Below are 14,898 nucleotides of genomic sequence, written 5' to 3'. Positions count from 1 at the left end.
TTTATATTCAAATATAACTACGTTATAATTAGAAGATGTAACAAAGGCTCAGTCTTTTGACTGTAGATTAAAATTATTATAAACTAGATAAGAAAAACATATCATATAATACGGAGGGAATATGTATGCCATCAACATTAGAAATTAAGGACCTACATGTGTCTATTGAAGATAAAGAAATTCTTAAAGGTGTTAACTTAACAATTAACACAGACGAAATACACGTTGTAATGGGACCAAATGGTACTGGTAAATCAACATTATCATCAGCAATCATGGGACACCCTAGCTACGAAGTAACGAAAGGTGAAGTTTTATTAGACGGCGTTAACATATTAGAACTAGAAGTTGACGAACGTGCAAAAGCAGGCCTTTTCTTAGCAATGCAATATCCATCAGAAATCACTGGTGTAACAACTGCAGATTTTCTACGTTCAGCAATTAATGTTAAACGTGGAGAAGGTAATGAAATTAATTTGATGCAATTCATCAAAAAATTAGATAAAGAAATGGATCGTTTAGATATCGATCAAGATATGGCACAACGTTATTTAAATGAAGGATTCTCTGGCGGCGAGAAAAAACGTAATGAAATTCTTCAATTAATGATGTTAGAACCAAAATTCGCAATTTTAGATGAAATTGACTCTGGTTTAGATATCGATGCTCTAAAAGTAGTATCTAAAGGTATCAACTTAATGCGTGGCGAAGAATTCGGTGCATTAATTATTACTCACTATCAACGTCTATTAAACTACATTACTCCAGACCATGTACATGTTATGTATGCGGGCAAAGTAGTTACTTCAGGTGGGCCTGAATTAGCAAAACGTTTAGAAGAAGAAGGCTATGAATGGGTTAAAGAAGAGTTCAACGCTCAATAATAAGTCTCAAATCATATGAAAACATTAATTTAGATGAAGATTTAAGGTTTTGATTTATACCAATGAATTAAATCATACAATCATCAAATGGGAGGAAAAAATAGTATGACGACTGAAACTTTGAACATTTCTGAAGCTCAACTTGTTGAATATTCACAAGCCCATAATGAACCTTCTTGGTTAACTGAATTACGTAGAGAAGCGTTGAAATTAACTGAAACTTTAGAAATGCCAAAACCAGATAAAACAAAAATTAACAAATGGGATTTTGATTCATTTAAACAACATGAAACAGTAGGTAATGTTTATGAATCAATAGAAGACCTACCTGCAGAAGTAAAAGAAATTATTGATGTAGAAAACACTGAGAACTTAGTAATACAACATAATAATACACTTGCTTTTACAAAGGTTTCTGATTCTGCAAAAAACGATGGCGTAATCATTGAAGGATTATCAGACGCGTTGAAGAATCATCCTGATTTAGTGAAAAAATATTTTATGAATGACACAGTAACTGTTGATGAACATAGATTAACAGCATTACACACAGCGCTTGTTAATGGTGGTATGTTTGTATATGTACCTAAAAACGTAGTGGTTGAACATCCAATTCAATACGTTGTTTTACATGACGATGCTAATGCAAGTTTCTATAATCACGTTATCATTACTACTGAAGAAAGTGCAGAAGTAACGTATGTTGAAAACTACTTGTCAAATGCAAGCGGTGAAGGTAACCAACTTAACATCGTTTCAGAAGTAAGTGCTGGTGCAAACTCGAAAATCACTTATGGTTCAGTAGATTATTTAGACAAAGGCTTTACTGGTCACATTATTCGTCGTGGTATGACAGAAACAGACGCAACAATTAACTGGGCATTAGGACTAATGAATGAAGGTAGTCAAATTATCGATAATACTACTAATTTAATTGGTGATCGCTCAGAAAGTGAATTAAAATCTGTTGTCGTTGGTACGGGTAGTCAAAAAATCAATTTAACGTCTAAAATCGTACAATACGGTAAAGAAACAAATGGTTATATTTTAAAACATGGCGTTATGTTAGAAAGTGCTTCAACAATATTTAATGGTATTGGTTACATTAAACATGGCGGTACTAAATCAAACGCGCAACAAGAATCACGTGTACTTATGCTTTCTGAAAATGCACGTGGGGATGCGAACCCAATTCTATTAATAGATGAAGATGACGTAGAAGCAGGACATGCAGCATCAGTAGGTCGTGTAGATCCAGAACAACTTTACTACTTGATGAGTCGTGGTATTTCACGTCGAGAAGCTGAACGTTTAGTTATTCACGGTTTCTTAGATCCAGTCGTTCGTGAACTACCGATTGAAGATGTAAAACGCAAATTACGTGAAGTAATTGAACTTAAAATTAATAAATAATTAACGAAATTAATTACGTTAAGGACAGTAGTAATTCAAGTGTTAGGAAAGCGAATGATTCTTATTAAGTACGTTTTAAATTTGAATTAAACGAGTCTTCCTAACTTTACTAAGGTCTGATTATAGATTTTTAATTAAGAAAGGTCTGTGGATAATTTGACCGAATCATTAAATGTTAGTGAAATTGTAAAAGATTTTCCAATTCTTGAGCAGCAAGTACATGGTAATAGACTAGCTTATCTAGACTCTACAGCAACAAGTCAAACGCCTATCCAAGTGATTGATGCGATTGATGATTACTACAAACGATATAACTCTAATGTACATCGTGGTGTTCATACACTCGGTTCATTAGCAACAGATGGCTATGAAAATGCACGTGAAACGGTAAGACGTTTTATAAATGCGAAATATTTTGAAGAAATTATCTTCACACGTGGCACGACAGCAGCGATTAATATTGTTGCACATAGCTATGGCGATGCGAATGTTTCTGAAGGTGATGAAATTGTTGTTACTGAAATGGAACATCATGCCAACATTGTACCTTGGCAGCAATTAGCGAAGCGTAAAAAAGCAGAATTGAAATTTATTCCGTTAACTGAAGATGGAGAATTAGCGATTGAGGACGTTAAAGCGACTATTAATGAAAAAACTAAAATAGTTGCGATTGCTCACGTTTCTAACGTATTGGGCACTATAAATGATATCAAAGCTATTACCGAAATTGCGCATGAACATGGTGCAATTATCAGTGTGGATGGTGCGCAAGCTGCCCCTCATATGGATATAGATATGCAAGACTTAGGTGCTGATTTTTATAGTTTTAGTGGTCATAAAATGCTTGGTCCAACGGGTATTGGTGTGTTATATGGTAAACGTACATTGCTAAATAACATGGAGCCAGTTGAATTTGGTGGAGATATGATAGATTTTGTTGATAAATATGAAGCGTCATGGGCAGATTTGCCAACAAAATTCGAAGCAGGTACACCACTTATTGCACAAGCGATTGGCTTTGCAGAGGCTATAAAATATTTACAAAATTTAGGATTCGAAGCAATTCATCAACATGAAGCGACATTAACACAGTATGCTTATGACAAAATGTCAGAGATAGAAGGTATCGAGATATATGGTCCGGCAAAAGATCGTCGTGCTGGTATCATTACTTTCAATATGACTGATGTTCATGCGCATGACGTTGCAACTGCAGTTGATACTGAAGGTGTAGCTGTTCGTGCGGGGCATCACTGTGCTCAACCACTAATGAAATGGTTAAAACAATCTTCTACAGCCCGTGCAAGTTTTTATATTTATAACACGACAGAAGATATTGACCAATTAGTTGAAGCCTTGAAACAAACGAAGGAGTTTTTCTCATATGAATTTTAATAATTTAAATCAGTTGTATCGTTCAGTAATTATGGATCATTACAAAAGCCCTAGAAATAAAGGTACTTTAGATAATGGCTCTATGACAGTAGACATGAACAATCCAACGTGTGGGGATCGTATTCATCTTACGTTTGATATAGAAGATGGTTTTATCAAAGATGCTAAATTTGATGGAGAAGGCTGTTCTATTTCAATGTCTAGCGCCTCAATGATGACCGAAGCGGTTAAAGGCAACTCTTTAGCTGATGCCATGAAAATGAGTCGAGAATTCTCGAAAATGATGCTTGGCGAAGAGTATGAAATCAGTGAAGACATGGGAGATATTGAAGCACTGCAAGGTGTTTCGCAATTTCCTGCAAGAATTAAATGTGCCACGTTAGCTTGGAAAGCCTTAGAAAAGGGTACAGTTGAAAAGGAAGGCAATGCAGAAGACTAATTCGAGTCGAAGCATTGACATTGTGTAAAATCCCATTCAAACTAGTATGAACAACATGAAATTTCATGAATGTATATAGATGAAATCATTATTCTTATAGCAGACAGTTAAAGAGAATAATACAATAAATGAACTTGCACGTAAGTCGTTTTTAATATATAAAAGGAGTGATTTAAATGGCTAAAAAAGCACCTGATGTTGGGAATTATCAATATGGTTTCCACGACGAAGATGTTTCCATTTTTAGATCAGAACGCGGTTTGACAGAAAATATTGTCCGCGAAATTTCGAATATGAAAAGTGAACCTGAATGGATGCTTAATTATAGATTAAAATCATTGAAACAATTCTACAAAATGCCTATGCCACAGTGGGGTGGGGATTTATCAGAATTAAACTTTGATGATATCACTTATTATGTTAAACCATCAGAAAATACAGAACGCTCATGGGATGAAGTGCCTGAAGAAATTAAACGTACGTTTGATAAATTAGGTATTCCTGAAGCTGAGCAAAAATATCTTGCTGGTGTTTCAGCACAATATGAATCAGAAGTTGTTTACCACAACATGGAGAAAGAACTTGAAGACCAAGGTATCATCTTTAAAGATACAGACAGTGCTTTAAGAGAAAACGAAGATTTATTCAGACAGTATTTCTCAACAGTAGTACCTGCTGCAGATAATAAATTCTCAGCGTTAAACTCAGCTGTTTGGTCAGGTGGATCATTTATTTATGTTCCAAAAAACATTAAACTAGATACACCTTTACAAGCTTATTTCCGTATTAACTCTGAAAACATGGGTCAATTTGAGCGTACTTTAATCATTGCTGATGAAGGCGCATCTGTGAACTATGTCGAAGGTTGTACGGCGCCAGTATACTCAACAAGCTCGTTACACTCAGCTGTTGTTGAAATCATTGTACACAAAGACGCACATGTGCGTTATACAACGATTCAAAACTGGGCGAACAACGTATATAACTTAGTTACAAAACGTACTTTAGTATATGAGAATGGTAATATGGAATGGGTTGATGGTAACTTAGGTTCTAAGTTAACTATGAAATATCCAAACTGTGTACTTTTAGGCGAAGGTGCTAAAGGTAGTACATTATCTATCGCATTTGCTGGTAAAGGACAAGTACAAGATGCTGGGGCGAAAATGATTCATAAAGCGCCAAACACATCTTCTACAATTGTTTCTAAATCTATTTCTAAAGATGGCGGTAAAGTTGTTTATCGTGGTATCGTGCACTTTGGCCGTAAAGCAAAAGGCGCACGTTCAAACATTGAATGTGATACGTTAATTTTAGATAACGAGTCTACTTCAGATACTATCCCATATAATGAAGTATTTAATGACAATATTTCGTTAGAACATGAAGCAAAAGTATCTAAAGTTTCAGAAGAACAATTATTCTATTTAATGAGTCGTGGTATTTCAGAAGAAGAAGCGACTGAAATGATTGTAATGGGCTTCATTGAACCATTTACAAAAGAACTTCCAATGGAATATGCTGTTGAAATGAACCGTTTAATCAAATTCGAAATGGAAGGATCAATTGGCTAATCATAGCTACTGATTCAACAATTTCTTATAAAATAAAAGCACGAGAGATACAAATTCAATACCATTTATTCTTTAAATGTTATCGAAGCATGCGTATCATCTCGTGCTTTTTTATGCATGATTTTAGAAAATTAAAACTTTCCATATTGGAAAAATGAAAATAAGTAGTGCTACCAATGTTAATAAACACAGTATGCTATTTACAACGCGATCACCATTAATAGCTGAAATAATATTAATCATAATTAATATTATGATGATAAAAAAGCCGCTATAAAAATATAAGTTGCCATTAAATACTTTGTTAAAAGATAATATAGGTATGAAATAGGCGACTAATGTAGCAAAGGCAGAAACTAATGTCATATAGTACTTAATAAAAAAACACCCCTTTAATGAAGAAACAACTTTATGGGCTATCAAAATTTCAATAAATACAAGGGAAGTTTATAGCATAGGTATACATCAAACATACTATTCGTGAAATATTTTCTTGAAAAAATAGAATGAAGTTAAGATATATTTCGAATATTTTACCATTAATAGAGTGATGGTTTGACGAATTTTAAGAAGGATAAGAAAATAAGTGCCCAGCCATATGAATTGGTCGGGCACTTATTTTTATGTATGGCTAGTGCCGTATTGGAGCGTACTGATATTTTCTCTTCTCAGGTCTGCACCTGTTCTGTACAAAACGATAATTGATAAGAGCAGTATCATTACTGTACAAATAATAATCCATTTTCCGAGTTTGCTAATATCAAATAGGATACTGAAAATTATTATTAAGAATAATATACAGAAAAAGGCAAAAGCCGTATACATCATTAAATTTCCCATAAATAAAACATTCCTTGTAGAGTTAGCTTAAAAAACTCACTAATAAAAGTGAGTTTGTGAAGAGTTTCCCAAATTTAGCGTACCTAAGTGTCACGCTTAGTTTAATTCTAGCATAGCTATAAAATTCATAATATATAAATGAAAAGAAATAGTACTAAAGGATGATATTTGCTAATTAACTTATTTAAAATTTAATTTAGTTAATGCTTCACAATTAGATGATTCAAAATACTAATCCTTTTGTAACGTTTATAAATTATGAAAGAAGGGAATTAAAGTATAACTTATAAATTTTTTTATTATAAATTTTACTAAAGGAGTAATGCATATATGATTATAGCGATAATCATACTTTTGTTTGCTTCATTTTTCTTTTCAGGCAGCGAAACCGCATTAACAGCTGCGAATAAGATGAAGATGCAAACGGAAGCACAACAGGGCGATAAAAAGTCCGGAAAGATATCGAAATTATTAACCAAACCAAGTCAATTTATTACCACCATTCTTATTGGTAATAATATAGCAAATATTGTTTTACCTACATTAATAACGATTTTAGCTGTAGATTTAGGCATAAGTGTTAGTATTGCAACAGCAGTGACAACAGTAACAATTATTGTAATATCTGAAGTCATCCCCAAATCGATTGCCGCAACGTACCCTGATAGGATCTCACGTTTAGTTTATACACCGATTTCATTCTTTATTATGATATTTAAACCAATAACGTTAGTTTTAAATGGTATGACTGACGCAATAAATAAGTTTCTTTCCAAAGGCAACGAAGACCAGCAACGATTTTCAAAAGAGGAAATCAGACAGATGGTTTCGATTGCCGGTAGTGAAGGTGCCTTTAATGAAATGGAACGTAACCGTATACAAGGAGTTATGGATTTTGAAAAATTAAAAATTAAAGATATTGATACAACACCTCGAATAAATGTCACAGCATTTTCATCAGATGTATCCTATAAAGAGGCATATGATACAGTTGTTTCAAACCCATATACCCGTTATCCTGTGTATGATGAAGATATAGATAATGTTATAGGTGTTTTCCATTCGAAATATTTATTAGCATGGAGCCGTGAGACTGATAACAATATGTCACAATATACTTCTGAAGCTTTATTTGTAAATGAGCATAATAGGGCTGAGTGGGTGTTAAGAAAAATGACTGTATCGCATAAACATTTGGCGATTGTATTAGATGAATACGGTGGCACAGATGGAATTGTATCCTATGAAGATCTTATTGAAGAAATGTTAGGTATGGAAATCGAAGATGAAATGGATGAAGAAGAAAATGAAAAAATCGAAGAACAAATGAAAGCATACAACAAGAAATAACATTTTATAATACTTTCATACTCATTTTGCAGTTAAACATAAGTGTTGAAAAGGGGCGTGCTAAATGAAATTATCATCTAGAATTACTGAGATTTTAGGTATTAGATTTCCTATTTTGCAAGCAGGCATGGCAGGTAACACAACGCCTGAATTAGTAGCAACTGTGAGTAATAGTGGAGGATTGGGAAGTATCGGTGCAGGTTATTTCACACCTGAAAGACTTGAAAAAGAAATTACCTATGTACAACAACTGACTGATTTACCGTATGCAGTTAATTTGTTTGTACCTAGTCAGAAATTATATATTCCAGATAAGGTAGAGCATATGAATGCTTGGTTAAAACCGTATCGGCGTGCGTTTAACCTTGAAGAGCCAGTATTGAATATGGATGAAACACATCAATTTAATCACGCGATTGATATTGTTATTGAAAAAGGCGTGCCGGTGGTTACTTTTACTTTCGGTATACCTGATCAAACAACGATTGCAAAATTAAAAGAAAGAGATATAACCATTATGGGTACTGCAACTTCTGTAGATGAAGCGATTGCTAATGAAAGTGCAGGGGTAGATGCTATTATTGCACAAGGTAGTGAAGCAGGGGGTCATCGAGGTTCGTTTACTGTGACTGGAAGTAATCAGACGCCATTAATTGGAACGATGTCACTTGTCCCTCAGATTGCTGATGCAATTGATATACCAATTATTGCATCTGGCGGTATTATGGATGGTCGTGGACTTGTTGCAAGTATCGTTTTAGGTGCAGAAGCAGTTCAAATGGGAACTGCATTTTTAACTACTGAAGAAAGTGGCGCATCATCACTATATAAAAATATGATACAACAAAGTAAAGAAACAGATACTGTAGTCACTAATGTATTCACTGGAAAGCCCGCTCGAGGTATTGATAATGATTTTATCCATAAAATGGATGAATATGACGATGACATACCAGATTATCCAATTCAAAACCAGTTAACGAGTGCGATTCGTAAAGAAGCAGCTCAAAAAGGCGACGCACAGTGGACACACTTATGGAGTGGTCAAAGCCCACGACTTGCTCAAAATGTTTCCGCTATGTTGTTAATTCAACGTATAATTAATGAATCAAAGGCACTATTGAATAGTTAAATTGTTATATCAATAATATAGATGCCTCACGCTATACGATTGCTCGTATCCTTACATTATGAGCAATCTTTTTTCTATAATATAGGAATGAGTAAAATAGGCTAAGTGAACTCTGTATTATATAGCAATTTCTTACTTTTTAAAGTTATAGTAAATTAAATTTAATCAAGTGAATCCAATAAAACATATATGGTATCATTACATTGGTGATACTATGATAAATATTGGATTAACAGGTTGGGGCGATCATGATTCATTATATGAAGACTTGCAACGAAAGACAGATAAACTAGTGACCTATGCAAGTCATTTCCCGATAGTAGAATTAGATGCTACTTATTATGCAATTCAACCTGAAAGAAATATACGAAAATGGATAAGAGAAACACCTGAACGTTTTGAATTTGTCGTAAAGATACATCAAGCATTAACTTTACATGCTGATTATCATGATTATGCAGAAACCAGACAAATATTATTTGATCAATTTAAAGCGATGTTACAACCATTAAAAGACGAAAATAAACTTGCTATGGTATTAGTGCAATTTCCACCATGGTTTGATTGTACAGTTCAAAATATTACATATATACGTTATATTCGTGAGCAACTCAAAGCATTTCCTATGTGTGTAGAATTTCGTAATCGATCATGGTTTAATGACGCGTATAAAGAAGAAACATTAGCTTTTTTAACGCAGCAACAAATAATTCATTCTGTGTGTGATGAACCGCAAGCAGGTCAAGGTTCGATTCCGTTAGTTAATCGCATTACGCATGAAACTGCATTTGTTAGGTATCATGGGAGAAATGTTCACGGCTGGACTAAAAAAGACATGACCGATGAAGCGTGGAGAGATGTAAGGTATTTATATGATTATAATGAACAAGAATTAAAAGATTTAGTAAATAAAGTGAAAGTATTAGAACACAAAGCTAAAAACATTTATGTTGTTTTTAATAATAATTCTGGTGGCCATGCTGCTCAAAATGCAAAAACTTATCAAAAAATATTAGGCATAGATTATCAAGGGTTAGCGCCGCAACAATTAAAATTATTCTAGGAGAGATTACATGTTTACAATTATATTATTGATTTTAATTGGAGGGTTATCAGCAGTTTTAGGCTCTATTGTGGGTATCGGTGGCGGTATCATTATCGTGCCAACATTGATATATCTTGGGGTAGAGAATAACCTATTAGAAGGTATTACGCCTCAAATCGCTATAGGAACATCTTCCGTTATTTTAATAGTTACGGGTTTAACTTCAACGTTAGGTTATTTAAAAACAAAGCAAGTAGATGTGAAGAACGGATCAATATTTTTATTTGGCTTATTGCCTGGTTCTTTAATTGGAGCACTACTAAGTCGCTATTTAACGTTAGAATCCTTTAATTTATATTTCGGTATATTCTTAATCATTGTAGCCATCTTACTTATTATAAGAAATAAGATTAAGCCATTTAAAATATTTGATAAACCCAAATATGAGCGCAGTTATGTCGATGGTAATGGTAAAAAATATCATTATAGTGTACCGCCGCTAGTAGCATTTATTGCGACGCTATTTATTGGTACTTTAACTGGATTATTCGGCATTGGTGGCGGTGCATTAATGACACCATTAATGCTTATTGTATTTAGGTTCCCGCCTCATGTGGCAGTCGGTACAAGTATGATGATGATATTTTTCACAAGTATAATGAGTTCAGCAGGACACATTGTACAAGGCCATGTAGCATGGTCGTATGCTATTGTTTTAATTATTGCAAGTTATTTTGGCGCTAAACTAGGCGTGAAAGTGAATCAATCCATAAAATCAGATACAGTAGTCTTTTTATTACGTACATTTATGTTAATTATGGGTATATACTTAATAATAAAATCATTCCTATAAAGTAAGAGGAGGGGAAATATAGATGAAACTAACGATTTATCATACAAATGATATACATAGTCATTTACATGAATATGCACGAATTTCAAAATATTTAGCCGAAGATAGACCGAAACTAAATCATCCCTCACTCTATTTAGATATTGGCGACCATGTTGATTTATCTGCGCCAGTTACTGAGGCGACGATGGGTATAAAAAATGTTGAATTGTTAAATAAGGCACAATGTGATATTGCCACGATTGGCAATAATGAAGGCATGACAATTTCACATGAAGCTTTAAATACACTTTATGATGATGCGAACTTCGAAGTGACTTGTGCAAATGTTTTTGATGAACAAGGACAATTACCGAATCATCTATCACCATCTTTAATTAAAGTGATAGATGGTGTACGCATTTTATTTATTGCAGCTACTGCACCATTCACACCTTTTTATAGAGCACTTGATTGGGTAGTAACTAATCCTTTAGAAGCCATTAAAGATGAAATTAGTGCAAATGAAGGCGAGTATGATTTATTAATTATTATGAGTCATGTTGGTGTTTTCTTCGATGAAAAGTTATGCCAAGAAATTCCTGGAATTGACCTTATTTTAGGTAGTCATACCCATCATTATTTTGAAAATGGTGAAATGAATAATGGTGTATTAATGGCAGCTGCAGGCAAATACGGTAATTTTTTAGGTGAAGTTACCCTTGAAATTGAAAACAAACAAGTCGTTAAAAAAGAAGCTACGATATATCCAGTAGAAACTTTGCCTGAAGTTGAGACAAATTTTGAAGCGGAAGGTAAGGCGCTTTTAAGTGATCCTATTATCGATCGACAAATAGAGCTACCACGTAGAACAGATGTTATTACACAAACATCGTATATGCTTGCTGAAAGTATATTTGAATTTACGAATGCTGACTGTACGATTATCAATGCTGGATTAATCGTTAAAGGTGTCATTGCTGATCAAGTCACTGAATATGATATTCATCAGATGCTACCTCATCCAATTAATGCAGTACGAGTTAAATTAAGTGGTCAAGAATTGAAAAACGTTATAATAAAAAGCCAAAAACAAGAGTATATTCATGAGCATGCACAAGGATTAGGCTTTAGAGGTAATATATTTGGTGGATATATATTATATAATTTAGGTTTTATTGAGTCTGAATCACGTTACTTTATTAACGGCGAAGAAATTGATGATGAAGCGACTTACATTCTAGGAACAGTTGATATGTATACATTCGGCCGTTATTTCCCAATGTTAAAAGATGAGGCTATAGATTACTTAATGCCTGAATTTTTAAGAGATATCTTCAAGGAAAAATTACTAGAATTTTAAAAACTAACAATATACGTTTAAATTTATTGAAAATTTCGTTATAATGATTACAGATTTCAAACTCAGGAGGATTGTGCGGATATGGCTACTAAAAACGAAGAAATTTTACGTAAACCAGATTGGCTGAAAATAAAGCTAAACACTAATGAGAACTACACTGGACTGAAGAAAATGATGCGCGAAAAGAATTTGCATACAGTTTGTGAGGAGGCAAAGTGTCCCAATATACATGAATGTTGGGGAGAACGTCGTACTGCTACATTTATGATTTTAGGTGCAGTATGTACACGTGCTTGTCGTTTCTGTGCAGTTAAGACAGGATTACCTAACGAGTTAGATTTAGATGAGCCAGAACGCGTGGCTGAATCTGTTGAATTAATGAACTTAAAACATGTTGTTATAACAGCAGTAGCACGCGATGATTTAAGAGACGCTGGTTCAAATGTTTATGCTGAGACGGTACGTAAGGTACGTGAACGTAATCCGTTTACTTCAATAGAAATCTTGCCATCAGATATGGGTGGAGATTTTGAAGCATTAGAAACATTAATGGCTTCAAAACCAGATATTTTAAATCACAATATCGAGACAGTCCGCCGATTAACGCCGACAGTTCGTGCAAGAGCAACGTATGATCGTACGTTAGAGTTCTTAAGACGCTCAAAAGAGTTGCAACCCGATATTCCGACTAAATCAAGTTTAATGGTAGGTTTAGGTGAAACACATGAAGAAATCTATGAAACAATGGATGACTTACGAGCAAATGATGTAGATATCTTAACAATAGGTCAATATTTGCAACCTTCACGTAAACATTTAAAAGTTGAAAAATACTATACACCATTAGAATTTGGTAAATTAAGAAAAATTGCGATGGATAAAGGTTTCAAACATTGCCAAGCTGGACCGCTTGTAAGAAGTTCATATCATGCAGATGAGCAAGTGAATGCAGCAGCAAAAGAAAGACATCGTATTGGTGAAGAAAAATTGGGTACTGATACAAAGATTTAATAGCGAAAAAGACTTAGTTCATTTGTTAAGTGTGCTTATTTTAGCTTCACTTTATGGACTAAGTCTTTATTAGAAATATAAAGTATATATACATCACATGAGACTGACTATAGCAGTTTGGTGTTCATTGAATGCATGGATAGTATACTTAGATTAGGTGAATGAAATGATAAAAGTGAATGAACACTACTTTGAAATCATAGAAGAGTATAGAGAATGTTTTGACGAGGAAACATTCGCAAATCGTTATTCTGACATATTAGATAAGTATGATTATATCGTAGGTGACTTTGGTTACGAACAATTAAGATTAAAAGGTTTTTATACTGATAAAAACAAAAAGGCAGAGTTGAGCAAACGTTTTTCGACAATACAGGATTATTTATTAGAATACTGTAATTTTGGTTGCCCATATTTTATCTTGAGACGTATTCCGGAACAGGAACTTAAAGCACATGTAGATGAAACTGAAGAGGCTGATCCTGATTTTGAAGAAAATAAATTGCAAGATGTAAAGATTAAGCCAAGTATTCAAGATACAGAAAAATAAATATTGATTAATAAAACGGGAGCAGAACCTAAAACTCCCAATTTAAAAAGAACTCATCCGTTAAAATTTACGGATGAGTTCTTTTGCTATATTAAAAAATGTTGATTGTTCATGTTCAGGAATACGGATTGGAACTGTAGTTCTTGCTCGCATTGTTTCCTCAGGCCTTTCGTATGAAAAAGTGATATAAAAAGAACGATGAACTTTTCCAACAGTTAATAACTATTGAATGACTTCATTTAAATATTCGGTGATTTCATTTCCTTCATCTTCATTAACACCAAGTATGTACGAGATGTAACCTTCTTCTTCTAAATCATCTGTGCCGATAATCCCAAATTTATTTGTTTGCATATTTAATACGATAGTTTTACCAAAATGGCGATTGGTTTGGACTAACATCAAATCGTAACGACTATGTTCGCCTACAAAACCGACAAATTGGACTTGAGCTGATTCGTCGTCGTCATATAGATACATATCAATCATTTTATTACACTCCTCGTAGCGTGTGACTTATAATATAATGCAGTAGTTAATATATTTTCTATGGTTAAAAAGTCTTAATTCACAGTATAACGATAAATGAATTCGACTGCAAAGGTATGGTATGATTAGAGTGATAGGGGTGACGATGATGTATTTTGTTAATAAAGAAAAATTGAATACAAAGTTAAATTATTTACAACAATTAATTACAGATTATCCTCAAAATAAAGATAATCACTATGCGTTTGAACGTATTGCACAAATGTTTATAGAGTCAGCTGTAGATATTGGAAATATGGTAATTGATGGCTTTATATTAAGAGACCCAGGTAACTATAAAGATGTTATCGATATTTTAGAATTAGAAAAAGTGATTTCTAAAGACACACAAGTTCACATCAATGAAACGGTCGATGTAAGAAAGCAGTTTGTCCACTATTATGATGAACTTGATACGGCCAGTCTTATACCACTTTTTGATGAGGCAGTGCCTTATTATCAACAATTTATTGAAGAAGTCATACATTTTTTAAAAAGTGAAGATGTGCCAGTTACAGCTTTTGGTAAAAAAGGAGAGTAAG

General features: G+C 33.6%; 14 protein-coding genes. 13 read left to right on the top strand and 1 reads right to left on the bottom strand.

The annotated features are described in order from the left end of the window. The first annotated feature begins 125 nt into the window (after positions 1–125). From sufC to ACP3TL_RS07980, 12 genes are all read left to right on the top strand, one after another. Positions 126–884, top strand: coding sequence for a Fe-S cluster assembly ATPase SufC (gene sufC / locus ACP3TL_RS08035; protein ID WP_069817969.1), 759 nt, complete (start codon positions 126–128; stop codon positions 882–884). Between the two features lie 105 nt (positions 885–989). Then, positions 990–2,297 carry a Fe-S cluster assembly protein SufD gene (gene sufD / locus ACP3TL_RS08030; protein ID WP_069833012.1) on the top strand — a complete coding sequence of 436 codons (1,308 nt, stop codon included), beginning with the start codon at positions 990–992 and terminating at the stop codon, positions 2,295–2,297. A gap of 156 nt (positions 2,298–2,453) precedes the next feature. Beyond that, positions 2,454–3,692, top strand: a complete 1,239-nt coding sequence (locus tag ACP3TL_RS08025; RefSeq protein WP_069818051.1) for a cysteine desulfurase — start codon at positions 2,454–2,456, stop codon at positions 3,690–3,692. Beyond that, the gene (gene sufU, locus ACP3TL_RS08020) at positions 3,682–4,131 is read left to right on the top strand and encodes a Fe-S cluster assembly sulfur transfer protein SufU (protein ID WP_069833013.1); all 450 of its coding nucleotides are present in this window, start codon (positions 3,682–3,684) and stop codon (positions 4,129–4,131) included. Before ACP3TL_RS08025 ends, sufU begins: the two co-directional genes overlap by 11 nt. Positions 4,132–4,307: 176 nt before the next feature. Further along, on the top strand, positions 4,308–5,705 hold the full coding sequence (gene sufB / locus ACP3TL_RS08015) for a Fe-S cluster assembly protein SufB (protein WP_069817972.1): 1,398 nt from the start codon (positions 4,308–4,310) through the stop codon (positions 5,703–5,705). 1,170 nt (positions 5,706–6,875) lie between these two features. Continuing rightward, entirely contained in the window at positions 6,876–7,895 is a 1,020-nt protein-coding gene (locus ACP3TL_RS08010) for a hemolysin family protein (protein WP_069833016.1), read from the top strand. Positions 7,896–7,959: 64 nt separating this feature from the next. After that, positions 7,960–9,027 carry an NAD(P)H-dependent flavin oxidoreductase gene (locus tag ACP3TL_RS08005; RefSeq protein ID WP_069833017.1) on the top strand — a complete coding sequence of 356 codons (1,068 nt, stop codon included), beginning with the start codon at positions 7,960–7,962 and terminating at the stop codon, positions 9,025–9,027. A gap of 214 nt (positions 9,028–9,241) precedes the next feature. Continuing rightward, positions 9,242–10,090: a DUF72 domain-containing protein gene (locus ACP3TL_RS08000; RefSeq protein ID WP_069833018.1), complete on the top strand. Its 849-nt coding sequence runs from the start codon at positions 9,242–9,244 to the stop codon at positions 10,088–10,090. Between the two features lie 10 nt (positions 10,091–10,100). After that, a complete protein-coding gene (locus tag ACP3TL_RS07995; protein WP_069833019.1) occupies positions 10,101–10,925 on the top strand; it encodes a sulfite exporter TauE/SafE family protein in 825 nt (274 codons plus the stop codon). A gap of 22 nt (positions 10,926–10,947) precedes the next feature. After that, positions 10,948–12,267 carry a bifunctional metallophosphatase/5'-nucleotidase gene (locus tag ACP3TL_RS07990; RefSeq protein ID WP_285336741.1) on the top strand — a complete coding sequence of 440 codons (1,320 nt, stop codon included), beginning with the start codon at positions 10,948–10,950 and terminating at the stop codon, positions 12,265–12,267. An 81-nt stretch (positions 12,268–12,348) separates the two neighbouring features. Beyond that, positions 12,349–13,278 (top strand): lipoyl synthase, encoded by a 930-nt coding sequence (gene lipA, locus ACP3TL_RS07985; protein WP_069833021.1) that lies wholly within the window; start codon positions 12,349–12,351, stop codon positions 13,276–13,278. Between the two features lie 166 nt (positions 13,279–13,444). Further along, complete coding sequence (locus ACP3TL_RS07980) at positions 13,445–13,828, top strand: YutD family protein (RefSeq protein WP_069833022.1); 384 nt, start codon at positions 13,445–13,447, stop codon at positions 13,826–13,828. A 222-nt stretch (positions 13,829–14,050) separates the two neighbouring features. Here the strand turns inward: ACP3TL_RS07980 and ACP3TL_RS07975 are convergent, their stop codons facing one another. Then, a complete protein-coding gene (locus ACP3TL_RS07975) occupies positions 14,051–14,317 on the bottom strand; it encodes a DUF3055 domain-containing protein (RefSeq protein WP_002508165.1) in 267 nt (88 codons plus the stop codon). 148 nt (positions 14,318–14,465) lie between these two features. On the opposite strand from ACP3TL_RS07975, the gene ACP3TL_RS07970 reads away from it, so the two are divergent. Further along, the gene (locus tag ACP3TL_RS07970; RefSeq protein ID WP_069833023.1) at positions 14,466–14,897 is read left to right on the top strand and encodes a DUF86 domain-containing protein; all 432 of its coding nucleotides are present in this window, start codon (positions 14,466–14,468) and stop codon (positions 14,895–14,897) included. Position 14,898 lies beyond the last annotated feature (1 nt).

This window comes from Staphylococcus caseorum (genome assembly GCF_049943195.1).
Taxonomy (GTDB): Bacteria; Bacillota; Bacilli; order Staphylococcales; family Staphylococcaceae; genus Staphylococcus; species Staphylococcus equorum_A.
The sequence above is the reverse complement of the archived record's forward strand: the minus strand, read 5'-3'. Positions and strand labels throughout refer to the sequence as shown.